Source organism: Qipengyuania xiamenensis (genome assembly GCF_019711495.1).
GTDB classification, from domain to species: domain Bacteria; phylum Pseudomonadota; class Alphaproteobacteria; order Sphingomonadales; family Sphingomonadaceae; genus Qipengyuania; species Qipengyuania xiamenensis.
In genome coordinates this window covers 1,372,297-1,394,970 of sequence record NZ_JAIGNM010000001.1, presented here as the reverse complement: position 1 = coordinate 1,394,970, position 22,674 = coordinate 1,372,297, and the positions used below count along the sequence as shown (strand labels likewise).

Sequence of the window (22,674 nt, the reverse complement as noted above, 5' to 3'; positions counted from 1 at the left end):
AAAAACCCCGCCGGCCAAGCAGGCCGACGGGGTTTCCACTCCTCTCTCGGGAGAAAGGGTTACCAGATGCTGATACGCTCTTCGGGCGGCAGGTAGAGCGCATCGTCTTCGGTGACACCAAACGCATCGTACCAGGCATCGAGGTGACGTACGGCATTGTTGAGGCGGAATTCGCCCGGCGGGTGGTTCGCGGTCATGACGCGGTTACGCAAGCTCTCCTCGCGCTCCATCCCGCGCCAGATCTGCGCGAAGCCGAGGAAGAAGCGCTGGTCGCCGGTGAGGCCGTCGATCACGGGGGCTTCCTCGCCGTTCAGCGAAAGCTTGTAGGCACGGTAGGCCATCTGCAGGCCGACCACGTCGCCCAGCGTCTCGCCCATCGACTGGCCGCCGCGCAGGCAGACGGGGCCTTCGGCGCTTTCGACCGGACAATAGGCCTCGATGAACTCGGCCATGCGCGCGGTGTACTGTTCGAAGCCCTCGCGGTCCGCGTCCTGCCACCAGTTGCGCAGAGTGCCTTCGGCATCGAACTGGCTGCCCTGGTCGTCATAGCCGTGGCCGATCTCGTGACCGATCACTGCACCGATACCGCCATAGTTCACGGCTTCGTCGGCCTCGGCATTGAAGAACGGCGGCTGCAGGATAGCAGCGGGGAAGACGATGCGGTTGGTGAGCGGGGAATAATAGGCGTTCACGGTCTGCGGGAACATGCCCCATTCGGTCGGATCGACTTCGGTGCCGAGACGCTTGCGATTGTCTTCGGTGTTCCATGCTCGCGCGTTCATCGCGTTGCCGAGCGGGTCGGTCGGATCGATCTCGAGACCTTCATAGGTCTCGAACTCGTCGGGATAACCGATCATCGGGGTGAAGCCGTTGAGCTTGGCGCGGGCCTGCTCGATCGTGTCGGGCGTCATCCACTCGTTGCGGTCGAGCGCACCCGACATGGCGCGCTGGAGGTTGGCGACGAGCGTGTCCATGCGGGCCTTGCTCTCGGGCGGGAAGTACCGCTCTACGTAAAGCGCGCCGAGCTGTTCGCCGAGCGCGCTTTCGACTGCCGAAATGCCGCGCTTCCAGCGATCCTGCTGCTGTTCGCGGCCATTGATCGTGCGGCCGTAGAAATCGAACACTGCCTCGTCGAGCTCGGTCGACAGGAGCGCCGCGTTCGAGCCGAGGAAGCTCTTGGCCATGTATGCCTTGATCGTCGGCAGCGGGGTTTCGGTCAGCAGCTTCATCATGCCCGGAAGGCCGCCGCCGATCATGGCGCGCTGCTCGTCGGTCAGCTTTTCGTCCGACATTTCCTCCTCGGTCGGGGGCAGCTGGCGAGCAAGGAAGCGCGTTTCGCCGTCGAACTGTGCCGTGCTCAGCAGCGTGTCGATCGGGAAGTCGCCGGCCATTGCGGAGAGCTCGTCGCGCGAAAGGACGTTGTAGGTCAGCTGCGGACGGCGCAGCATCTGGCGCGCCCATTCCAGCTTCGCGACTTCGGTTTCGAAGGCATAGACCGCCTCGGCAGCGCTGCGACCATCGGCATAGCCGGCCATGGTCAGGACTTGCGTCAGGTAGTCGAGATAGGCGGCGCGGATTTCGAGATTGTTCTCCGAATCGACGAGATAGTAATCGCGGTCGGGCAGGCCCATGCCGTCGAAGCCGATGCTGACGGCATATTGGGTCGGGTTGCGCGCATCGATGCCGACGCCAGCGCTTACCAGCGAAGGATAGCCTGGAGTGCCGAACAGCTCGGTAAGGTCGGCGAGAGTCTGCGCACCGTAGATCTTGCCGAGATAGGGCTGTGCAGGTGCGAGGCCCGAAGCGTCGATCGCCGCGACATCCATGTAGGACTTGTAGGCATCGACGATGCGGCGCGCGGCAGTGCCCGGCGCCGGGTCCGATGCGACGAGGTCGTTCACCAGGCGGCGCACGTCATAGATCGCTTCTTCGCGCAGCATGTCGAAGGCGCCGTAGCGGTTGCGGTCGCCCGGGATCTCGTTCTCGGCGATCCAGCGTCCGTTGACATAGGCGTTGAAGTCGTCGCCCGGATCGACGTCCTGGTCGATCATGTCGGTGCCGACGCCCCAGCTACCGAAATCCATCGTCGGCGCGGTGCTTTCGCTTTCGGCTTCCTCGGCTGCGGCGGGGGCCGCGAGCATCAGTGCGAATGCAGATGCACCCGCAGCAAGAAGTGTCCTGGTCATGTAAAATCTCCCGGTAATCTGGTGACCGGCGGTGTTCCCCACACGCACGCGGCCTTGCCCGGTCTGGCTAGCAGACTGGTGAGACAGGAGTCGCCCTTCGTCGGGTGGATGACCCGATTGGTCGAGGATTTACGCGGTTTCGGTGCCGAATTGCAGCTTGGCGAGGCGCGCATAGAGCCCGCCATTGCCGGCAAGCTGGGTGTGTGTGCCCTGTTCGACGATGCGCCCGTCTTCCATCACCACGATGCGATCGGCCGCGCGCACGGTGGCGAGGCGATGGGCGATGACCAAAGTGGTGCGGTCTTCCATCAGGTGCTCGAGCGCGTCCTGCACCAGCCGTTCGCTTTCCGCATCGAGCGCACTGGTGGCTTCGTCGAGCAGCAGGATCGGCGCATCGCGCAGGAGCGCGCGGGCGATTGCGATCCGCTGGCGCTGGCCTCCCGAAAGCTGGGTGCCGTTCTCGCCCAGATGGGTGTCGAGGCCTTGCGGCAGGTTCTCGAGGAACTCGGCAGCATTGGCGGCACGCGCCGCAGCCCAGATCTGTTCCTCGCTCGCGTCCCAATTGCCGTAGCGCAGATTGTCGCGTGCGCTGGCGGAGAAGAGCACGCCTTCCTGCGGCACGAAGGCGATGCGCGAGCGGATTTCGGCCGGATCGGCCTTGGTCAGCGCAATGCCGTCGAGGCGGACGGTGCCGCTCTGCGGATCGTAGAACCGCTCGACCAGCTGGAAGATCGTCGACTTGCCGGCGCCGGAGGGGCCGACGATGGCGACCGTCTCGCCCGGCTCCACCTCGAGGCTGAAATCTTCCAGCGCGGGGGTTTCGGGCCGCGTGGGATAGCGGAAGTTCACATTGCGGAAGGACAGGCTGCCGCGCGGCGGTGTGGGCAGCGCCATCGGCTTGTCGGGCGCGGCGATCCCGGGCGTTTCCTCGAGCAGTTCGGACAGGCGGCTCGCGGCACCGGCGGCCCGCAGCAGGTCGCCATAGACTTCGGTCAACGCTCCGAATGCGCCTGCCACGAGAGCCGCGGCAAAGACGAAAGACACGATGGTGCCGTAGCTGATCGTGCCGTCATTGGCCGCTTCCGCGCCCTTCCAGACGAGCATGGTGATGCCACCGAAGACGAACAGGATGATGCAGGCGGTCAGCGCGGCGCGGATGATGATCCGGCGCTTGGCGACGGTGAAAGTCCGCTCCACCGTATCGCCGAAGCGGGCCTGCTCGCGGCTTTCCTGGTTGAAGCCTTGCACGATCTTCATCGCGGAGAGTACTTCGGTCACATTGGCACCGATATCGGCCACGCGGTCCTGGCTGGTGCGGCTGACCTTGCGCAGGCGGCGTCCGAAAACGGTCAGGGGGACCACGATCAACGGGATGATCAGCAGCATCCCGATGGTCAGCCCGGGCACGAGGTAGAAGAGATAGGCCGTGCCGCCCAATGCCACGAGGATGTTCCGCAGCGCCACGGACACGGTGGTGCCCACCATGTTCTCGATCAGCGCGGTATCGCTGGTCATGCGGCTGGAGATTTCCTTGGGGCTGTTCACTTCGTAAAATCCGGGGGCGAGCCGCAGCAGGTTCGCCTGCACGCGCTTGCGCACATCGGCGACCACGCGCTCGCCCAGCCAGCTGACGAAATAGAAACGCATTGCAGTGCCCAGCGCGAGCACGGCGACAATCCCGAGCAGGACGCGGAACCAGAAGGTCAGCTGCGAACCGTCGCCGCCCATGCCCTGGTCGACCACGAAGCGCAGGCCAGCCGGAATGGCGAGCGTCGCGGTGGCGGTGATGACCAGTGCGGTAAAGGCCAGCGCCACATGGCCGGGATAATTGCGCAATTCATCGAATACCATGCGCAGCGGCTTGAGCGAACGCGGCTCGCCCTTGCGGCGGCGCGCGAACAGCTTGCGCTTCTTGTCGGTCTGGGCGCCCGTCTCGTCCATGAGCGCTCACCTAGTGTCGGTGCGACGCAAAATCCACAGGTGAGGCGCCTTACCGGCACTTTTACCCAGTTTGTGCATTGCACAATGACAATCCTCGGGGCACAGTCCCCGTCCACGTTGATCCCGCCTCAAAAAACAACACAACAGCGGGCCGCAGGGGACGAGAATGCTTTACCACGCCTATGAACTGCAGCGCAGCTGGCTTTCGAGCGCCAGCACCTGGGCCTCGATCGGGGCCGAGATGCTGTCCAATCCCGCGCTGCCTTTCGGTTACATGGGTATGGGCCCCATCGTCTCGAGCGCGCTCGACGTCTTTGCCCACGCCACCGCGACCTATGGCAAGCCTGCATGGGGTATCGAAACGGTCGAGGCAGGTGGCAAGCGTCATCCGGTTGTCGAGGCGACTGTGGTCAACAAGCCCTTCGGCGACCTCAAGCGCTTCCGCCGCGCAGACCTGCCCGAGGATGCTCCGCGCCTGCTGGTCGTCGCCCCGATGAGCGGGCACTATGCCACGCTGCTGCGCGGCACGGTCGAGCGGATGCTCGAAAATTACACGGTCTATGTCACCGACTGGGCCGATGCGCGCAACGTGCCGCTGCACGAGGGGCATTTCGATCTCGACGATTACATGGATTACGTGATCGAGTTCCTCGAACACATCGGGGAAGGCGCGCATGTGATGGCCGTGTGCCAGCCTTCGGTCCCGGTCTTCGCGGCAACCGCGATCATGAACCGCGACAAGCACCCCTGCGCGCCGAAGACGCTGACCATGATGGGCGGCCCGATCGACACGCGTTGCTCGCCCACCAGCGTCAACGACCTCGCGATGGAACGTCCGATCGAGTGGTTCCGCCAGAACGTGATCGCCACCGTGCCGATGCAGTATCGCGGCTCCGGACGCCGGGTCTATCCCGGCTTCATGCAGCTAGCCGGCTTCATGAGCATGAACCTCGGCAACCACATGATGAGCCATTACGAGATGTTCAAACACCTCACCGTGGGCGACGAGGCGAGCGCGCAGGCGACCAAGGATTTCTACGACGAATACCGCAGCGTCTGCGACATGACCGCGGAATTCTACCTGCAGACCGTGCAGGAGGTCTTCCAGGACCACGCGATCCCCAACGGCACCTTCATGCACCGCGGCAAGCGCATCGATCTCGGCGATATCACCGAGACCGCGCTGCTCGCGATCGAAGGCCAGCGTGACGATATTTCCGGCCTCGGCCAGACCAAGGCGGCGCTGGACCTGACGCCGAACCTCAAGGACGCGAAGAAGCGCTACTACATGGCCGAGGGCGCCGGGCATTACGGCATCTTCAATGGCAGCAAGTGGCGCGAGAAGATCGCTCCTGTGGTCGAGGAATTCGTCGCCGAGCACGGATAGGAGCGACTCGCTCGCTCCCATTCGCGGACGCCCTGCTGTCCCTTCCGCAGTGGACGTGAAGATCAGCCATTTGAACGGCTTGCTGCCGCTTTGCGAAATCGGCGGTGCGCGGCTATGTTTTTCCCATTGAGAGGGTCGCTCGATGGGAGGAAACCATGAGGAAATCCGACGCTCTCGCAGCAATCGCGCTGCTTGCCCTGGCTACCGGCTGCACCAAGGTCGAAGAGACTGACACAGGCACCGAAGGAGCTGCCGATACCGCCGCTGCCGAACAGACACCGATGGAAAGCGCCCTGTCCGCAGGTCCCGACGACGTGACGGGCGATGCCACCGTGCTCGATGCGGATGGCAATGTCCTGCGCGAAGGCTCGAACGGCTGGACCTGCATTGCCGAGACACCGGGCATGGGACCGATGTGCAACGACGCCACATGGATGGAAGCGCTCGGGGCACTGCAGGCAGGCGAAGCCTTCCCGACCGGCAAGTTCGGCGTCTCCTACATGCTCGCTGGCGAGGGCGGCGCCCCGGGGGTGAGCAATCTCGACCCCGGCGCGACCGAGCCCACCGATGACAATATGTGGATCAAGGACGGTCCGCACCTGATGATCATCCTGCCCGATCCCGCGCTTTACGAGGGCATGACCAACGACACCTCGGCTCCGGTCTACGTGATGTGGAAGGACACGCCCTTTGCGCATCTGATGGTCCGGATCGCGCCTGCGGACGAGTAATCGGAAGCTTCAGGGGCGGCCGCTTGTGTCGCCCCTGCCATCCGGCGGCGTCTTGTGGTAGGCTGCGCCCAGCGAGTGCCAGTGTCGCGGCTGCACGAGGGGATGACCCATGCTGACCATAACCAAGCCTGCTGCCGACCGGGTCGATATCGTACTGGACGGCAAGGTCGACGCAGACATCATGCGCAAGGCGCTCGACGATCTGATCGAGAAGTCCGAAGGCATGACCGGCGGCAAGATGTTCTACCGGATCACCAATTTCGAACTGCCCACACTGGGCGCGATCGGCGTCGAGTTCAGCCGCCTGCCAAAGCTCTTCAAGATGCTCGGCGCGTTCGACAAATGCGCGGTGCTGACGGATTCCGACTGGATGAAGAAAGCCGTCGAACTCGAAGGCGCGCTGATCCCCGGCATCGATATCAAGAGCTTCGATTATGACGCCGTGGACGTCGCGGAGGCGTGGCTGGCGCTTTAAGGGCTAGCCGTCACAGACGTCACAGATTGGAAACTCGGAAAACGGCGAACCTTCTCCCACGCCAAAAGGTTGGTGGCAGACGATACAGGTCGCAATTGCCTCTGGTCTGGGGCGTGGTTTTGGCTGTTCTCGCAGCCGCTTTTGCTCATGCCACTCGCGTTTTTCTTCTTCTGTAAATGCCATTCGAGCGCCCTTCGCCAAAGTGATGAGAGGCGAAAGTTATTGTCATTTCAGGTGAAAGTGATTGGAAGAATCAGACTAATCGCTCAGCGTGCCACGCGACATGTTCGGCCATGAAGGTCGAGATGAAGTAGTAGGAGTGGTCGTAGCCTTCCTGCATGCGGATGTCGGCGGGGATGCCCGCCTTGGCGCAGGCGACGGATAGCAGGCCGGTTTTGAGCTGTTCCTCGAGGAAATTGTCTGCCGTGCCCTGGTCGACGAGCAGGTGGTCCACCCGCGCGCCGTTTTCGATCAGCGCGACCGCGTCGTATTCGGCCCAGGCTTCGCGGTCGTCTCCGAGATAGCGGCCCAGAGCCTTATCGCCCCATGGCACCTTGCTCGGAGCGACGATGGGGGCGAAGGCGCTTACCGAGCGGAAGCGGTCCGCATTGCGCAGGGCGATGGTGAGGGCGCCGTGGCCGCCCATCGAGTGGCCGGTGATGCCCTGCCTCGTCATGTCGGCGGGGAAGTTCGCTTCGATCACGCCCGGCAGTTCGTCTTCGATGTAGCTGCGCATGCGGTAGTGCTTGGACCATGGCTGCTGCGTTGCATCGACATAGAAGCCCGCGCCCTTGCCGAAATCATATTCGTCAGACGCATCGGGCACGTCCTCGCCGCGCGGGGATGTGTCGGGCGCGACGAAAATCACGCCATGCTCGGCGCATGCCTGCCGGTATTCGCCCTTCTCGGTGACATTGGCATGGGTGCAGGTGAGGCCCGAGAGATACCAGAGCACCGGCAGCTTCGCGCCTTCTTCATGCGGCGGGACATAGACCGAGAAGGTCATCTCGGTCCCCGTCGCTTCCGAGTGGTGCGAGAGGACGAACTGGTCGCCTCCGAAAGCCTTGTTCTGGGATAGGTAGTCGAGCGTCATGCGGGGTCCTGTGCTGGAATGTCTGCGATCATCGGCGCATGTCCCCAATGCTCCAGCAGCCGCAAGGTGTCCGCGCCGGACAGGCCGATGGTCGCGGTATTGCGAAGCGGGTGGACGTTGACGCGCCCTGCCTCGGCAAGGCTCCGGTCGAGGACCACGGTGATGCTGCCGGGCTCCGAATGGATCGCTCCGAGCGGGGTGACGGAACCGGGCGTGAGGCCGAGCAGGCGTTCCATGTCATCGGGCTTGCCGAAGCTCACGCGCTTGCAGCCGATAGCCTGCGGGAGCGCCTTCAGGTCGACGCGCATCTCGCCCGGTACGGTGACCAGCCAGAACGCGCCGTCCTTGTCCTTCAGGAACAGGTTCTTGGTATGCTCGCCCGGAATGCTCGCCTTGATCCCGCGGCTTTCCTCGACGGTGAAAACCGCCTCGTGCTCGTGATGCTCGAAGGGGATTGCGAGGGCGTCCAGGTCCTCCCGCAATCCCGCTTCGCCGCGGTTCGCGCGATCGCTCAAGCGGCTCAGCCCATCCGGTGAAGGGCGCAGAGCTTGTTACCGTCCGGATCGCGCAGGTAGGCGAGGTACATGCCCGAGCCGGGGCGTTCGCCCGGCGGATCTTCGATTGCCGTACCGCCGGCTTCGACGCCGGCTGCATGCCATGCGTCAGCCTGTTCGGGGGTCATTGCGAAACCGATCGTGCAGCCATTTCCCGCCGTTGCCGGTTCGCCGTCGATCGGCTTGGTCACGAGGAACGCGCCGTTATTGTAGAGATACATCAGGCGTCCCTTGTCATCGACGATCGCCTCGCGTCCGCCGATCGCCTTGAAGGTCGCATCGTAGAATTTCTTCGAACGTTCGATGTCGTTCGAACCTACCATCATGTGACTGTACATGGGTCTCTCTCCTTATGCCTCGACCGCCTTGGTCGCAGTTGCTTCATCTCCGGTATTCGGCGCATTTTCCGGGTCCAGCAGCAGGACCTGCACCTCGCCCTTGCGCGCGAATGGCTTGTGCTCCTCTCCCGCCTCGATCAGCAGCAGGTCGCCGGGCAAGAGCGTCTCCGTGCGGTCGCGGAAGAGGATGTCGAGTTCGCCGTCCACGCACAGGAACAGCTCGTCATGCGTGTGGCTGTGCCAGTCGAACTCGCCTTCGAGCTTGGCGATACGGACCTCGTGACCTTCGTAGCGCGCGACAATGCGCGGCGCCCAGTGCTCGCTGAAGCCAGCGAACTTCTCGGCGAGGGTCACCTTGGAAGGCATCAGTCGAAGACGACCACGCTGCGGATGCTTTCGCCCGCATGCATCAGGTCGAAGCCCTTGTTGATTTCCTCGAGCTTGAGGACATGGGTGATCATCGGATCGATCTGGATCTTGCCGTCCATGTACCAGTCGACGATCTTGGGCACGTCGGTACGGCCCTTGGCCCCGCCGAAAGCCGTGCCGCGCCAGTTGCGGCCCGTCACCAGCTGGAAGGGGCGCGTTTCGATGGTCTTGCCAGCTTCGGCCACGCCGATGATGATCGATGTGCCCCAGCCCTTGTGGCAGCATTCCAGTGCCTGCCGCATAACATCGGTATTGCCGGTGCAGTCGAAGCTGTAATCCGCTCCGCCGTCGAGCATTTCGACGATGGTCGCGACAACGTCTGTCACTTCCTTGGGGTTGATGAAGTCGGTCATGCCGAAATGCTCGGCATAGCTGCGCTTGTCCGGATTGATGTCGACGCCGACGATCCGGTCCGCGCCCGACATCTTCGCGCCCTGGATGACATTGAGGCCAATCCCGCCGAGGCCGAAGATCACGACATTGTCGCCCGGCTTGACCTGCGCGGTATTCACCACGGCGCCAACGCCCGTCGTCACGCCGCAGCCGATGTAGCAGCTGGTGTGGAAGGGCGCGTCCTCGCGGATTTTCGCAACCGCGATTTCGGGCAGGACGGTGAAGTTCGAGAAGGTCGAGCAGCCCATGTAGTGGTAGATCGGCTTGCCCTGGTAGCTGAAGCGGGTCGTGCCATCTGGCATGAGCCCCTTGCCTTGCGTCTCGCGGATGGCGCTGCACAGGTTCGTCTTGCCGGAAAGGCACATCTTACACTGCCGGCATTCGGGCGTGTAGAGCGGGATGACATGGTCGCCCGGCTTCACCGAGGTCACACCCTTGCCGACCTCGCGCACGATGCCCGCGCCTTCATGGCCCAGAACGCTGGGGAACAGTCCTTCGCTATCCAGCCCGTCGAGCGTGTAGGCGTCGGTGTGGCAGATGCCCGTCGCCTTGATCTCGACCAGAACCTCGCCCTCTTTCGGACCTTCGAGATCGAGTTCGACGATCTCCAGCGGTTTCTTGGCTTCGAATGCGACGGCAGCTCTGGTTTTCATATGATACGAATCTCCTCTTCGGCGATGGCGTAGGGAAGCTCGCTGGGGCAGGCAAGTTGCTTGCGGTTCATGCAAGCGCAGCTAGAAGCCGCGCCATGATCAGGTCCATCATCGCATCCACAGCCCTAGTGCTTTCGATTCCCGCGTCCGCGCAGGAAAGAGAGCCGGCTCCCGAGATACCGCCGCTGACGCTCGAACAGCAGACCAATTTCCGCTGCGGGGTCGCTTTCGGGCTCGTCGCTGGCGGTCAGGATGCCGGATACGAGCGAGCGCAGGCATATCCGCCGATGGAACCGCGCGGTGAAGAATTCTTCGTCCGGGTGACTGCACAGATCATGGAAGATACCCGCTTCACGCATGATGTCGTGAATGCGCTGGTGAACCGCGAAATGGCATCTTTCCAGGGCGAGGGTTTCGAGGCCGTGGAAGCGATCATGCCGGCTTGCCTCACGCTGCTCGACGCCTCGGGCATCTGAGAGCCGTTCAGCCCCCTTTCAGCGGCGTCGCGGTAGCAAACCGCCAGATGCCGCTCCCGAGGGGAAATTCCATGCGTAAGTCCGTTTTGTCCGCATTGTCGCTGGCCGCGCTCGCCGCGCCTGCACCCCTGCTTGCGCAGGATGCGGACCTGCCCGCGCCCGAGATCGAGGAAGAAGCACAGGGCGACCTCGCACAGAAATTCTCCGATCCCGAATACCAGCGCGAGACCGCGATGCTGATGCGCACGCTCAGCGAAGTGCTGCTCGACCTGCCGCTCGGTCCGCTGATGGAAGCCGCCGGCGAGATGTCGGGCGAGGAGATGCCCGAGGTCGACCGCGATACCACGCTGCGGTCGATGGCTCCCGAAGCCGGCCGGATTCCGGAGGAAATCGAGCGCAATTTGCCGCGCGCGATGGAAGCTATGGGCACGATGGCAGAGGCGCTGGAGGAGATGAGGCCGGCGCTCGAAGAGATGGCCGCGCGCCTGCAGGAAAGCCTGCCGCAAGAATAGCCATCGAAGAAGCGAATAGTCCCGCTGCGGGAAATTCTTCAAATACCCCTATTGGACCGGTGGACGCGCGGGTGCGGCTGATGCAATAGCGTGGGTGCAATGTGGCAGCTCCACCAATTCCCTCTTTGTCCTTTCAGCCGCAAGCTGCGCCTCGTCATGGCGGAGAAGTCGGTCGCCTATGAACTCGTCCGCGAAAATCCGTGGGACGGGCGCGATGCGTTCTGGCAGCTGAACCCCGCTGGCCGCACCCCGGTGCTGCACGATCCGGCGCGCCGCGTGACGCTGTGCGACAGCCAGGCGATCTGCGAATTCCTCGAGGAGACGGTCGAGCGCAATCCGATGATCGGCGGCAATGCGATGCAGCGCGCGGAAATCCGCCGGCTCGTCGCGCTGTTCGACGAGAATTTCTACGCCGACGTGACCGAGCCTGCGCTGCACGAGAAGATGAAGAAGCGGCTCATCCTGCGCCAGTCGCCCGACGGGCAGGTGCTGCGCCAGATGGGCCGGATGCTGCACGGCCACCTCGACTATATCGACTGGCTGGTCGACACGCGCCAGTGGCTCGCCGGGCCGCAGCTGAGCCTCGCCGACCTCACCTGCGCGGCGCATCTCTCGGTGGTGGACTATCTCGGCGGCATCGACTGGCGCGGCCACGAACAGGCGCGCGACTGGTACATGGTCATGAAAAGCCGCCCCAGCTTCCGCCCGCTGCTGAGCGAGAAGATGGACGGGCTTCCGCCGCCGCGGGAATATGCTTCGCTGGATTTGTGAGGGTGGCGAGCTTTGAAGCTACGGAGCCGTCCATAGCGTAAAGAATTTGGATGAACTGACATCTGCCGATGAGTCGAGATCCACTATGTCGATTCTGACGTCATGCTCGCTGCTGAGTGCGCGAACATTCGCGATAGTTCTCTCGAGTTCGGTTCGTTCCAGTTGAACGGGCACCTTTGCATAGAAGCAGCCAGCTTCCTCGCCATCGAGATTGACCGCGTCCATTGCAATCAGCCCGGGCTTCATAGCTCGGAGCGCTTCGGGGTCTCCGAAAAGGTAGAATGTAAGCCACGCATTCGAACCAAACCGGTCGTCCGCCAAGGCAAGCTGGATTGCCCCGTCATCAATCACGCCTCTCACCTCTGACAAACCGGGCAGAACCACGTGCTGCGCCCGCCTTGGACGATGCGGCGGATCGTGCCGCCGTCCTCGTGGTGGCAGGGCTCGCCCTCGCGGCCGTAGACGTGGAAGCGGGTGGCGAAATAGCCGAGGTTTCCGTCGGGCTGGGCGAAATCACGCAAGGTGCTGCCGCCGTCGCGGATGGAGCGTTCCAGCACGTCCTTGATCGCGGGGACGAGGCGGCGAAGCTGCGGCATGGTCACCTTCCCGCCTGCCTTTCGCGGGTGGATGCCGGCATGCCACAGCGCTTCGCAGACATAGATATTGCCGAGGCCCGCCACGATGGTCTGGTCGAGCAGCAGCAGCTTGATCGCCTGTTTGCGCCCGCGTGTGGCCTCGCGCAGGTGTTCGGGGGTGAGGTCGTCGCCCAGCGGCTCCGGTCCCAGCGCGGCGAAGGGTTTCCATGTCACCAGCTCGCCGCTCGTCATCAGATCGACCGAACCGAAGCGGCGCGGGTCGTTGAGCGCGAAGCGGTGGCCCGCAGTCTCGATCACGAGGTGGTCGTGCTTCTCGTCCTCCACCGGGTCGATCCGCCAGCGCCCGCTCATGCCGAGGTGGAAAATCATCGCATGATCGCGGCTCGTGTGAATGAGGCCGTATTTCGCCCGGCGCGAGAGATGCGTCACGCTCGCGCCGGTCAGCGCCTGCACCAGATCGGGTGGGAAGGGGCGGCGCATATCGGGACGGTTGACGGTCACCCGCGTGATCGTCTCGCCCTGCAGGAACCGCGCAAGGCCGCGCACCGTTGTTTCGACTTCAGGTAATTCCGGCATGAAATACCCTCTAACACCCTTTGCGCTCCGCTCAATTCCCCCTAAGGCCCCTGACCATGACTAGGCCCATGAGTGACACCGTTTCCTTCGGCTACGAAGATATCGATGCGAGCGAGAAGACCGGCCGCGTGGGCGAGATCTTTTCGAGCGTTGCCGCCAAGTACGACATCATGAACGACGCGATGAGCGGCGGCATGCATCGTCTGTGGAAGGACCGTTTCGTCAAGCGCGTGAAGCCCCAGCCGGGCGAGCAGATCCTCGACATGGCGGGCGGCACGGGCGACATCGCCTTCCGCATGGCCGAAAAGGGCGCGAGCGTTACCGTCTCGGACATCAATCAGGACATGCTCGACGTCGGCATCGAACGCGCGATGGAGCGCGGAATCGACGGTTTGGTGTGGAGCCGCCAGAACGCCGAGGAACTGGCTTTCAGTAGCCGCACCTTCGATGCCTACACCATCGTCTTCGGCATCCGGAATGTGACCTTCATCGACAAGGCCCTGCGCGAGGCGCACCGCGTGCTGAAGTTCGGCGGGCGCTTCTATTGCATGGAGTTCAGCCAGACCGACTGGCCGGGCTTCAAGGAAGTCTACGACCTCTATTCGCACCAGCTCATGCCCAAGATCGGCAAGGCGATCGCCAATGACGAGGAGAGCTATCGCTACCTCGCCGAATCGATCCGCCGCTTCCCCAAGCCGCCCGAATTCGAAGCGATGATCCGCAATGCGGGCTTCGAAAACACGCGGGTCGAGAAGATCCTCGGCGGCGCGGTCAACATCCATTCGGGGTGGAAAGTCTAAGGCGTGGCACGCCCCGCAACGCATATCTGGCGGCTCCTCAAATGGGGCCGGACGCTGGCGAAGCACGGCGCGCTTCGCGGGATCGAGCGTGATCCCAACACGCCGCCGCCGGTCAAGCGCCTCGCGCGCATCGCCCGTCTAGGCACGATCCAGCCGAAAGAGCCGGACTATGCCGGTGCTTTCCGCGATATCGGCCCTGCCGCCATCAAGCTCGGCCAGACGCTGGCGACGCGCCCCGACCTCGTGGGCGAGGATGCCGCGCGCAACCTGCTCAAGCTGCAGGACGATTTGCCGCCGGTAGGCTTCGACAAGATCAAGCAGAGCATCGAGGCAAGCTTCGAACAGCCGCTCGAAAGCCTCTATTCCGAATTCGACCCCGTACCGGTCGGCGCGGCCTCGATCGCGCAGGTCCACCGTGCGGTCACCACCGATGGCCGACAGGTCGCGGTGAAGGTCCTGCGCCCCGGCGTGCGCGAGCAGTTCGCGCGCGACATCGATACCTATGAATGGGCCGCAGCCCATGTCGAGGCGATGGGCGGCGAAGCGTCGCGCCTGCGCCCGCGGCTCGTCATCGCCAATTTCAAGCGCTGGACCAATCGCGAGCTCGACCTGCGCCGCGAGGCAGCCTCCGCTTCGGAACTGGCCGACCACATGGTCGGCACCGAGAAATACGAGATCCCCGGCATCGACTGGGACCGCACCAATGGCCGCGTGATGACCGTCGACTGGATCGACGGGATCAAGATCAGCGATACCGAGGCGATCCGCGCGGCGGGCCACGACATGGACGAACTGGCGAGCCGCCTCGTCCTCGCATTCCTCAAGCAGGCTATCGCGGCAGGCTTCTTCCACGCCGACATGCACCAGGGGAACCTGTTCGTGAAAGCGGACGGGACCATCGCGGCGATCGATTTCGGCATCATGGGCCGGATCGACCGGCGTGCGCGCATGTGGCTGGCGGAAATCCTCTACGGCCTGACGACGGGCAATTACAAACGCGTCGCCGAGATCCATTTCGAGGCGCAATACGTCCCGAGCTATCACAACGTGGACGAGTTCGCGACTGCGCTGCGCGCCGTGGGCGAGCCGATGCGCGGCAAGCCGGTGAGCGAGTTGTCGGTCGGGCAGATGCTCGATGGACTGTTCGCAATCACCCGCGATTTCGACATGCAGACACAGCCGCATTTGCTGCTGCTGCAAAAGACCATGGTGATGGTCGAAGGCATCGCCACGCAGCTCAATCCGAAGATCAACATGTGGGACGTTTCCGCCCCCTATGTCCGCAGTTGGATTCGCGACGAGCTGGGCCCCGAGGCCGCGATCGCCGACCGCATCCGCGAGGATACCGAGACGCTGCTGCGCATCCCCGACCTCGTGCGCCGGATCGAGGACCGCTTCCCGCCCAAGGGCGGCGCGCCCGAGCCGCCGCCGCTACCCGAGGTGGAACTGATGTGGGAACGCCGCGTGAAGAAGGAGCGCAGCTGGCTGCGCTACCTAGTCACCTTTGCCGCCGGTGGCGGCGCGGCATGGTTTGCGTTTACGCAGGGGCTGCTGGGCTAGTCCCGTTCCAGGGGAAGGTCTTGATCGCCAGCGCGATCACGATGACGTGCAGCGCCTCGACCGTCATCGGCTGCCACCACCCGTCATAGTCTCCGACCACGAACAGGTTCACCAGCCGCCCGGTGAAAGCGATCGCGAACAGAGCGAGTGCGGGCCAGAGCACGTCTGCGCGCCGCTTCCATGCGCCTACTCCCAAGCTGATTGCCGCCACCCAGAAGAAGGCCGCGAAATCACCGCGCATCGCCGATAGCCCCATGGGCGTTGGCGACTGGAGGCCGAAGTCGATGCCCGCCGTGGCAGGGTCGACGAAGAAGCTCGCGCCCAGCACCAGGTCGAGTATTGCGCCCAGCGCCAGCAGTGCTGCCAGTATGAAATGCATGATGAAAATTCCCCCGTTTCCGATTTCTTCACCATAGGCTGGCAAGGAGGAGGCTGCAAACGGGTGCGCGATGCGCGCTGGCAATGACGGACAGGGGGCGCTAGCAAGCGCATCGATGACGCAATGGGAATGCACCAACCGATCCGCGCGGGCAAAGCCGCGCATGATTCCAGTCAGGAGGACCGTCACGTGAGCGGCCCCAAGATCCTGCTCGTGATCGGTGGCGGTATCGCTGCCTACAAGAGCTGTGAACTCGTACGCCTGATCAGGAAGGCGGGCGGCGACGTCACCTGCGTCCTGACCGAGGGCGGACAGCAGTTCGTCACGCCGATGGCGCTGGCCGCGTTGTCGGAAAACAAGGTCTACACCTCGCTCTTCGATCTCAAGGACGAGGTCGAGATGGGGCATATCCAGCTCTCGCGGCAGGCCGACCTCGTGGTCGTCTGCCCGGCCACTGCGGATATCCTCGCCAAGATGGCTGCCGGTATCGCCGACGACCTTGCCACCACGCTGATCCTCGCCACCGACAAGCCGGTCGTCACCGTCCCGGCCATGAACGTGCGCATGTGGGAGCATTCGGCCACCCAGCGTAACGCCGAATGGCTCCGTCAGGCGGGCGTTACCGTGATGGATCCGGACGAGGGCGCGATGGCCTGCGGCGAATTCGGCCCTGGCCGCCTGCCCGAACCCGCCGCCATCCTGCGCAAGATCGCCGAGACTCTCGATCTCGACATCGACGTGCACGAACTCGCGGCACCCGCGCCTGCATTGGCTCCGCCTTCCGCGAAAGAGGAAGCGGAAGAGCCCAAGGTACTGGAAGACGATTTCGAAGAAGAGGTCGAAGAGCCCGAAGAGGAGGAAGAAGACCTCTCGGCACGCTCCGGCCTCGGCAGCCTGCTCAACGCGATCATCCCGCGTTCGACTGCAAAGCGCAGCCAGAAGGAAATCGACGAGGAGTTCGAAGAGATCGAGGACCTCGAAGAAGATTTCGAGGAAGCCGAATTCGACGCGGGCGAATCCGAACCCGATCCCGATTTCGTTCCCGACATGGGCGGGTTGCTCGCCAAGAAGGGCGGCGCGGCTGCGGCTCCGCCGACCGACAAGGAAGCGATCAACCACACCGTCGGCAAGAAGGACAAGCGCGCCGTCGCGCAGCCGATCCCCGAAGAGGTCGAAGTGCTCGAAGCGGAAAGCCCGCTCGAGGCAGATCCGCTCTACGGGCAGGCAATCTTCGACGAGGATCCGGAACACCGCCCGCTTTACGGCAAGCATGTGCTCGTCACTGCCGGCCCGACGCGCGAACCGATCGATCCGGTGCGCTACATCGCCAACCGTTCGAGCGGGAAGCAGGGCTTCGCGATTGCCGCCATGGCCGCTGCTGCGGGCGCCCGCGTGACGCTGGTCACCGGCCCGGTCCACCTGCCGACCCCGATCGGCGTCGACCGCATCGATGTCGAAACCGCCGACGACATGGCCGAGGAAGTGCGCAATGCGCTGCCCGCCGATTGCGCCTTCATGGTCGCGGCCGTCGCCGACTGGAAGAGCCGCCATGTCGCAGGCGAAAAGATGAAAAAGCGCGGCAGTGCGCCGCCTGCTCTCATCCTTGCCGAGAACCCCGATATCCTCGCTGCCGTGGCTGCAGGCCGCAAGCGCCCGCATCTCCTCATCGGCTTCGCTGCCGAGACGGAAAACGTGGTCGAGAACGCCAAATCCAAGCGCAAGCGCAAGGGTGCCGACTGGATCGTGGCCAACAATGTCGCCGGTGCAGCTGGCGAGAGCGTGATGGGCGGCGACCTCAACCAGGTCCACATCGTGACTTCGGAAGGCGTCGAAAGCCTCGCCGAAATGCCCAAGGAAGAGGTCGCGCGCGAACTCATCATCCGCGCTGCCGAAGCGCTTGCAGAGCCGGAGGAAGACCCGCGTGACTGATGCCGTAGCCGTCCAGATCAAGCGCCTGCCGCACGGCCACGGTCTCGACCTTCCGGCCTATGCCACCGGCGGCGCTGCGGGCATGGACGTGCTTTCGGCCGAAAGCGTGACGATCCGCCCGGGTCAGCGGCATGCCGTCGCCACCGGCCTCGCCGTCGCGATCCCCGAGAATTACGAAATCCAGGTGCGCCCGCGTTCGGGACTAGCCTTCAAGCACGGCATCACCGTGCCCAATACGCCGGGCACGATCGACAGCGACTATCGCGGCGAACTCAAGGTCATCCTGATCAACCACGGGGCCGACGATTTCGCGATCCAGCGCGGCGACCGCATCGCCCAGCTCGTGCTGGCGCCGGTCACGCAGGCCAAGTGGGACGAAGTCGAGGAACTGGACGAGACCGACCGCGGCGAAGGCGGCTTCGGCTCGACCGGCGGCCACGCCAAGCTGGCTTAGGCCTTGGCGTAACTGCGCAGCAGATAGTTTGCGCGAGAAGCGAGGACCGCAAGGTGCGTATCCTTAAACTTTTCTGCCGTCACCATTGCGAACTCGCTTTCGGGCATGTGATCGATAAGCGCCTGTAACCCGGCCGATCGCATGGCAATGGAGGGATCGTCCAGCGCGCGCTGGATCAAGCCCTTGCGATTCAACGAGTGCTGTACTTCGCGCGTCCGGTACACCGGAGCCTTGCGCCAATGCCCCATCGACTTGTCGATCCACTGGCGTTCGTAGTGGTCGATCCAGCGCGTTTCGCGATCGATCATGACTTTCGTCGAAAGCGCCCTCACTCCCGGCTGGATTGCATTGCGAGACAAGTCATCCAAGTGCCGGTCCAGTGTGGGGAATCGGAGTACGAGCGAGAGGATCTTCGTGCCCGGTCCGGCTGCGGCAGAGCCGATGGTTCGTGCCACCTCCTGCGCGACATCATCCCGGCTAACGCTCTGGCATATCGGGCTTTCCTCAAGCGAACTGCGCCCCCACCGCTTGCGGGTCGCAAGCACGGCAAAAAGCGTCTCGGCCACCAGCTGTGCATCTGTCGCCGCAAAGCATCGTCCGGCGGTTTCTCTCGCAACGCTGCGAACCTGACGTACCCAATCGTTGCAACGCCATTCGAGCAGCGCGCAGTAGAAAGGGGAGGTGAGCGGCCCCTCGAGCCTCTCCAGCGCAGCCTGCCGCTCGCGTCCGTTGCGGCTGCAAATGAGAAGCCATTCGCTTCCGGGAACATCCCGCGCGTCTATCGGCTTGCGAGAAAAGATGCGGCTGACGAGGCCATTTCCGTGCCGGCGACGGCGGTGGGAGACAGCAGAACCGATGGCGGAGTCCGCGCGCGCCACATGCGCGGGCGACAGACCTCCGATGCCCTCAACCGCTTCGTCGAGCGCATCGCGGTCGGGCTGTCCGCGGTCGAGGGATGTCATGAAAGTTTCGATAGCCGAAGCTATCCGCTTGCCGACTATTCCGGCTGCAAACGCATCATAGTCTGGCATCGCGTGGCTTAGTCGAACAGCCCCACGGCTAGCTCGGCCCATACCAACAGGAACAGCGCCAGCATCGCGGCAATCGCCAGCATCCGTGCGCGAGCGCCAAGCGTGGCCCTCAGCGCCATTTCGATGCCGAGTCCGACCATGGCCAGCAAGCCGCCCATGAGCGCGAAATCGCCCGGACCCCAGTTGACCTCTGCGGTGGCCTGCATCGCGATGGCGGGGAGCAGCAGCACCAGTGCGGCCACGGTCCAGTAGATCGCGCGGATGCGGTTTGCAGCGGGTGCGGCAAGGGCGGTCATCATCTCATCTCCCTGAATTGGCGGGCTTTATAGCACGCCTGCGGCATTTTCGGGAAGGGCACGAAAAAAGGGCGACCCGATCCATGGCCGCCCTTCCTCGGTGTTCCCCGTCCAAGACGATGAACTACTCTGTTCAATCGATCCGGCGAACCGTCTTTTCTTCCGGCTTGATCGAGATGCGCACAGTCTCGCCCGAATTGCCCGGGAAGTCGGTGAACATGGCCTCGACCAGGTTCGGTACGAGATACTGCAGGCGGTTCGAGGTCGACAGGGCCTGTGCCTTGCCTTCGAACAGCCGCTCGCCGGTGGCCGCGCGGTCGATCTTCATGTCGATGCCGCTGGTGTAGACGGTGTAGCTGCGCACTTCGGGTCCGCCGAACCACGGGTCGTTGAACCCGTAACCCCAGCGTCCGCCGTAATAGCTACGGGTGCGGATGATGCGGCCGTCGCGCGTGCGATAGTAGCGCGGACGAACGAAGCCGCTGTAGCCGCGGTAGCCGTACCAGGGCGAATAGAACGGGTCGTGGAAGCCGGTCGTGCGAACGCGCTCGCGCCCGTTGTCGACGCCATAGTCGAAGCGGACCAGCAGCGTGGCCTCTTCGGGCGTGGCGGCTTCGGCATAGCCGAGGCGCAGCATCTGCTGCTCGACCATGTCGGCATATTGCGAGAACTCGAGCCCGCCTGCGAGTGCCGGATCGTCGGCAACCACGGCAAAGCTCTCGCCCTGCGGTGCAGGCAGCTGCGATTCGAAACGGGATACGTCGGCCTTGAATGCCGGCGTGGCACAGGCGGCGAGGCCTGCGAGGATCATCGGGACGGAGGCCAGCTTCAGCTTGTTCCCCCAACCCTTGGTACGGGTAGTCATGGCAATCGTCCTTTCGCTTCGCGTCCGGCGCGTCACACTAACTCGGCGCCCACCATACACGAATTTTCGATACTGTCGCCGAGTGCCGTTTCCCCCAGGCATTCTTCCAGCGAATGATCAGGGGTTTATACCTTTGGCCATGAACCGGCTTTGAATGCGCGGATTCACAATTGTTACAGGCCTTACGAGGGTTGTCGTGAGGGGGCGGGGCGGGCTAAGGGACCGCCCGATATCCATTCATTTGCGCACGGTAAGAAAACCCATGGCAGGCCATTCCAAGTTCAAGAACATCATGCACCGCAAGGGCGCGCAGGACAAAAAGCGCTCGAACCTGTTTTCCAAGCTCAGCCGCGAAATCACCGTGGCGGCGAAAATGGGCATGCCCGATCCGGACATGAACCCGCGCCTGCGCCTTGCGGTCAATGCCGCCAAGAGCCAGTCGATGCCGAAGGACAATATCCAGCGCGCGATCGACAAGGCCTCGGCTACCGACGGCGAAAACTACGAGGAAGTCCGCTACGAGGGCTATGGCCCGGGCGGCAGCGCGATCATCGTCGAAGCCCTCACCGACAACCGCAACCGCACCGCCACCGCCGTGCGCACCGCTTTTTCGAAGAACGGCGGCAACCTCGGCACAGAGGGCAGCGTCCAGCATGGTTTCGAACGCCTCGGCCTGATCGAATACCCCGCCAGCGTCGGTGACGAGGACAAGGTTCTCGAAGCGGCGATGGAAGCCGGCGCGGAAGATATCGAGAGCAGCGAAGACGGTCATACGATCTGGACCGCTGCAGACGATCTCCACCAGGTTGCAGGCGACCTCGAAAAGGCGCTGGGTGAAGCGGAAAACGTGAAGCTCGCATGGAAGCCCAACATCACCGTCGAGATGGACGAGAAGGGTGCGGGTACGCTGATCAAGCTGATCGACGCGCTTGAGGACGATGACGACGTTCAGACCGTCTGGGGCAATTACGAAATCTCCGACGAAGTCATGGAGAAGGTGGGCGCCTGAGGCGTCCGGCCATGAAGCTGCGCGAGTGGGCAATTTTCCTGACCCTCGCCAGCGCCTTCCTGCTCGCCATAGCGTGGCGGCTCGGCTGGCTCATCGGGCTGGGATGAGCGGGGGCGCGCGATGATCATCCTCGGCCTCGACCCTTCGCTCAGCTGCACCGGCTGGGGCGTGATCCGGGCAGAGGGCTCGCGCATATCGCATATCGCCAATGGGCAGGTACCGACCGATGCCAAGGCGCCGATGGCGCGGCGGCTGTCGCACCTACAGACGGCGCTCGAGGCGGTGATTGCCGAGCACAATCCCGACCGTGCGGCGGCGGAAGAAGTCTTCGTCAACAAGAACCCGCAATCGACGCTGAAGCTCGCTCAGGCGCGCGGTGCAGTGCTGGCCGCATGTGGTTCGGCGGGCCTCGAGGTTTCCGAACATGCGGCCCGGCTGGTCAAGAAGGCTGTCGTCGGCACGGGCGGGGCGGACAAATCGCAGGTCCAGGCCATGCTCAAGGTGCTGCTGCCGGGCGCGAAAATCGCCGGCGCCGATGCCGCAGACGCGCTCGCCGTCGCGATTGCCAGCGCGCATCTGTCCTACGCGCCGCCTTCACGCTAGGCAGCTGTCATGAAGCCGTACAATCACGCCGCCAGTCTCGATCTTGCGCGCGTTTTGCGGCCCGGCGCTTTTTCGCGCAGGACCGTGTTCCATACGTTCCAGCCTGTAGGACTTACGCTTTGACCATCCAGCTATACGGCATCCCCAATTGCGACACCGTCAAGAAGGCGAGGAAGTGGCTCGATGCGAACGGCATCGACTACGCCTTCCACGACTACAAGAAGGAAGGCGCCGATGCGGCCAAGCTTGAACGCTGGTCGGATGCTGCTGGCTGGGAGGTCCTGCTCAACAAGCGCGGCACCACCTTCCGCAAGCTGGACGATGCGGACAAGGCCGATATCGACCGCGCCAAGGCGATCGCCTTGATGACCGAGCACCCGAGCATGATAAAACGCCCCGTCGCGGAGCATTCCGGCGGGGTGCTGGTGGGCTTCAAGGAAGACGAGTGGCAGGCGGCTCTCTAGAAGCCGCTGCTGTCGCCCCAGCCATGGTTGTCGCCGTGCGTCCAGCCGCGAGCGTTCTCGTTCGCGGTGCTGTCGATCAGGCGTTTGATGGTGCTGTAATCGCCGTAGGAACCGTAAATCAGTCCAACCACGATGGCCGCACCGAGTAGGAGCTTCTTGAACATGACACGTCG

At 63.6% G+C, this 22,674-nt stretch carries 27 protein-coding genes; 13 read left to right on the top strand and 14 right to left on the bottom strand.

Annotated features, from left to right (window positions below):
- Positions 1 to 59: 59 nt before the first annotated feature.
- Positions 60 to 2,186 carry a M13 family metallopeptidase gene (locus tag K3165_RS07100; RefSeq protein WP_221548053.1) on the bottom strand — a complete coding sequence of 709 codons (2,127 nt, stop codon included), beginning with the start codon at positions 2,184 to 2,186 and terminating at the stop codon, positions 60 to 62.
- Positions 2,187 to 2,315: 129 nt separating this feature from the next.
- Complete coding sequence (locus K3165_RS07095; RefSeq protein WP_221548052.1) at positions 2,316 to 4,127, bottom strand: ABC transporter transmembrane domain-containing protein; 1,812 nt, start codon at positions 4,125 to 4,127, stop codon at positions 2,316 to 2,318.
- A gap of 166 nt (positions 4,128 to 4,293) precedes the next feature.
- Between K3165_RS07095 and K3165_RS07090 the strand changes: the two genes are divergently transcribed.
- The 3 genes from K3165_RS07090 (at position 4,294) to K3165_RS07080 (ending at position 6,720) form a co-directional block, all read left to right on the top strand.
- Complete coding sequence (locus tag K3165_RS07090; protein WP_221548051.1) at positions 4,294 to 5,514, top strand: polyhydroxyalkanoate depolymerase; 1,221 nt, start codon at positions 4,294 to 4,296, stop codon at positions 5,512 to 5,514.
- Positions 5,515 to 5,669: 155 nt separating this feature from the next.
- Complete coding sequence (locus tag K3165_RS07085; RefSeq protein WP_221548050.1) at positions 5,670 to 6,245, top strand: hypothetical protein; 576 nt, start codon at positions 5,670 to 5,672, stop codon at positions 6,243 to 6,245.
- Positions 6,246 to 6,354: 109 nt separating this feature from the next.
- The gene (locus tag K3165_RS07080) at positions 6,355 to 6,720 is read left to right on the top strand and encodes a SpoIIAA family protein (protein WP_221548049.1); all 366 of its coding nucleotides are present in this window, start codon (positions 6,355 to 6,357) and stop codon (positions 6,718 to 6,720) included.
- Positions 6,721 to 6,973: 253 nt separating this feature from the next.
- Here K3165_RS07080 and fghA read toward each other — a convergent pair whose 3' ends face one another.
- Genes fghA through K3165_RS07055 form a run of 5 tightly spaced genes read right to left on the bottom strand, consistent with a single transcriptional unit; the run spans position 6,974 to position 10,180 of the window.
- A complete protein-coding gene (fghA, locus tag K3165_RS07075; RefSeq protein ID WP_221548048.1) occupies positions 6,974 to 7,813 on the bottom strand; it encodes an S-formylglutathione hydrolase in 840 nt (279 codons plus the stop codon).
- On the bottom strand, positions 7,810 to 8,328 hold the full coding sequence (locus K3165_RS07070) for a prolyl-tRNA synthetase associated domain-containing protein (protein WP_221548047.1): 519 nt from the start codon (positions 8,326 to 8,328) through the stop codon (positions 7,810 to 7,812). Before K3165_RS07070 ends, fghA begins: the two co-directional genes overlap by 4 nt.
- Positions 8,329 to 8,333: 5 nt before the next feature.
- Positions 8,334 to 8,705, bottom strand: coding sequence for a VOC family protein (locus tag K3165_RS07065; protein ID WP_221548046.1), 372 nt, complete (start codon positions 8,703 to 8,705; stop codon positions 8,334 to 8,336).
- Between the two features lie 12 nt (positions 8,706 to 8,717).
- Complete coding sequence (locus K3165_RS07060) at positions 8,718 to 9,071, bottom strand: cupin domain-containing protein (RefSeq protein ID WP_221548045.1); 354 nt, start codon at positions 9,069 to 9,071, stop codon at positions 8,718 to 8,720.
- A complete protein-coding gene (locus K3165_RS07055; RefSeq protein ID WP_221548044.1) occupies positions 9,071 to 10,180 on the bottom strand; it encodes an S-(hydroxymethyl)glutathione dehydrogenase/class III alcohol dehydrogenase in 1,110 nt (369 codons plus the stop codon). The genes K3165_RS07060 and K3165_RS07055 overlap by 1 nt, the downstream gene beginning before the upstream one ends.
- A gap of 95 nt (positions 10,181 to 10,275) precedes the next feature.
- On the opposite strand from K3165_RS07055, the gene K3165_RS07050 reads away from it, so the two are divergent.
- The 3 genes from K3165_RS07050 (at position 10,276) to K3165_RS07040 (ending at position 11,939) form a co-directional block, all read left to right on the top strand.
- Entirely contained in the window at positions 10,276 to 10,656 is a 381-nt protein-coding gene (locus K3165_RS07050; protein WP_221548043.1) for a hypothetical protein, read from the top strand.
- A 71-nt stretch (positions 10,657 to 10,727) separates the two neighbouring features.
- On the top strand, positions 10,728 to 11,168 hold the full coding sequence (locus tag K3165_RS07045; protein ID WP_221548042.1) for a hypothetical protein: 441 nt from the start codon (positions 10,728 to 10,730) through the stop codon (positions 11,166 to 11,168).
- 99 nt (positions 11,169 to 11,267) lie between these two features.
- Entirely contained in the window at positions 11,268 to 11,939 is a 672-nt protein-coding gene (locus tag K3165_RS07040) for a glutathione S-transferase family protein (RefSeq protein WP_221432110.1), read from the top strand.
- Positions 11,940 to 11,957: 18 nt separating this feature from the next.
- On the opposite strand, the gene K3165_RS07035 is transcribed toward K3165_RS07040, so the two are convergent.
- Both K3165_RS07035 and mutM read right to left on the bottom strand, forming a co-directional pair.
- The gene (locus K3165_RS07035) at positions 11,958 to 12,290 is read right to left on the bottom strand and encodes a hypothetical protein (protein WP_221548041.1); all 333 of its coding nucleotides are present in this window, start codon (positions 12,288 to 12,290) and stop codon (positions 11,958 to 11,960) included.
- Between the two features lie 5 nt (positions 12,291 to 12,295).
- Positions 12,296 to 13,111: a bifunctional DNA-formamidopyrimidine glycosylase/DNA-(apurinic or apyrimidinic site) lyase gene (gene mutM, locus K3165_RS07030; protein WP_221548040.1), complete on the bottom strand. Its 816-nt coding sequence runs from the start codon at positions 13,109 to 13,111 to the stop codon at positions 12,296 to 12,298.
- A 68-nt stretch (positions 13,112 to 13,179) separates the two neighbouring features.
- Between mutM and K3165_RS07025 the strand changes: the two genes are divergently transcribed.
- Together K3165_RS07025 and ubiB are read left to right on the top strand one after the other, a co-directional pair.
- Positions 13,180 to 13,911 carry a class I SAM-dependent methyltransferase gene (locus tag K3165_RS07025; RefSeq protein WP_221548362.1) on the top strand — a complete coding sequence of 244 codons (732 nt, stop codon included), beginning with the start codon at positions 13,180 to 13,182 and terminating at the stop codon, positions 13,909 to 13,911.
- Between the two features lie 3 nt (positions 13,912 to 13,914).
- Positions 13,915 to 15,471: a 2-polyprenylphenol 6-hydroxylase gene (gene ubiB / locus K3165_RS07020; protein WP_221548039.1), complete on the top strand. Its 1,557-nt coding sequence runs from the start codon at positions 13,915 to 13,917 to the stop codon at positions 15,469 to 15,471.
- Here ubiB and K3165_RS07015 read toward each other — a convergent pair.
- Positions 15,449 to 15,850, bottom strand: a complete 402-nt coding sequence (locus tag K3165_RS07015; protein WP_221548038.1) for a hypothetical protein — start codon at positions 15,848 to 15,850, stop codon at positions 15,449 to 15,451. The two genes, ubiB and K3165_RS07015, sit on opposite strands and share 23 nt — an antisense overlap.
- Positions 15,851 to 15,973: 123 nt before the next feature.
- Between K3165_RS07015 and K3165_RS07010 the strand changes: the two genes are divergently transcribed.
- On the top strand, positions 15,974 to 17,779 hold the full coding sequence (locus K3165_RS07010; RefSeq protein ID WP_221548037.1) for a bifunctional phosphopantothenoylcysteine decarboxylase/phosphopantothenate synthase: 1,806 nt from the start codon (positions 15,974 to 15,976) through the stop codon (positions 17,777 to 17,779).
- A complete protein-coding gene (gene dut / locus K3165_RS07005; protein WP_221548036.1) occupies positions 17,772 to 18,233 on the top strand; it encodes a dUTP diphosphatase in 462 nt (153 codons plus the stop codon). The genes K3165_RS07010 and dut overlap by 8 nt, the downstream gene beginning before the upstream one ends.
- On the opposite strand, the gene K3165_RS07000 is transcribed toward dut, so the two are convergent.
- From K3165_RS07000 to K3165_RS06990, 3 genes are all read right to left on the bottom strand, one after another.
- Positions 18,230 to 19,195, bottom strand: a complete 966-nt coding sequence (locus K3165_RS07000) for a hypothetical protein (protein ID WP_221548035.1) — start codon at positions 19,193 to 19,195, stop codon at positions 18,230 to 18,232. The two genes, dut and K3165_RS07000, sit on opposite strands and share 4 nt — an antisense overlap.
- Positions 19,196 to 19,272: 77 nt before the next feature.
- Positions 19,273 to 19,563 (bottom strand): hypothetical protein, encoded by a 291-nt coding sequence (locus tag K3165_RS06995; RefSeq protein WP_221548034.1) that lies wholly within the window; start codon positions 19,561 to 19,563, stop codon positions 19,273 to 19,275.
- Positions 19,564 to 19,693: 130 nt separating this feature from the next.
- On the bottom strand, positions 19,694 to 20,425 hold the full coding sequence (locus K3165_RS06990; RefSeq protein WP_247713907.1) for a DUF4136 domain-containing protein: 732 nt from the start codon (positions 20,423 to 20,425) through the stop codon (positions 19,694 to 19,696).
- 262 nt (positions 20,426 to 20,687) lie between these two features.
- Between K3165_RS06990 and K3165_RS06985 the strand changes: the two genes are divergently transcribed.
- The 3 genes from K3165_RS06985 (at position 20,688) to K3165_RS06975 (ending at position 22,501) form a co-directional block, all read left to right on the top strand.
- Positions 20,688 to 21,434: a YebC/PmpR family DNA-binding transcriptional regulator gene (locus tag K3165_RS06985; protein WP_221548033.1), complete on the top strand. Its 747-nt coding sequence runs from the start codon at positions 20,688 to 20,690 to the stop codon at positions 21,432 to 21,434.
- A gap of 120 nt (positions 21,435 to 21,554) precedes the next feature.
- Positions 21,555 to 22,037 carry a crossover junction endodeoxyribonuclease RuvC gene (gene ruvC, locus K3165_RS06980; protein ID WP_221548032.1) on the top strand — a complete coding sequence of 161 codons (483 nt, stop codon included), beginning with the start codon at positions 21,555 to 21,557 and terminating at the stop codon, positions 22,035 to 22,037.
- Positions 22,038 to 22,156: 119 nt separating this feature from the next.
- Positions 22,157 to 22,501 (top strand): ArsC family reductase, encoded by a 345-nt coding sequence (locus tag K3165_RS06975; protein WP_221548031.1) that lies wholly within the window; start codon positions 22,157 to 22,159, stop codon positions 22,499 to 22,501.
- Here the strand turns inward: K3165_RS06975 and K3165_RS06970 are convergent.
- Entirely contained in the window at positions 22,498 to 22,665 is a 168-nt protein-coding gene (locus K3165_RS06970; RefSeq protein WP_221548030.1) for a hypothetical protein, read from the bottom strand. The genes K3165_RS06975 and K3165_RS06970 overlap by 4 nt on opposite strands.
- Positions 22,666 to 22,674: the final 9 nt, after the last annotated feature.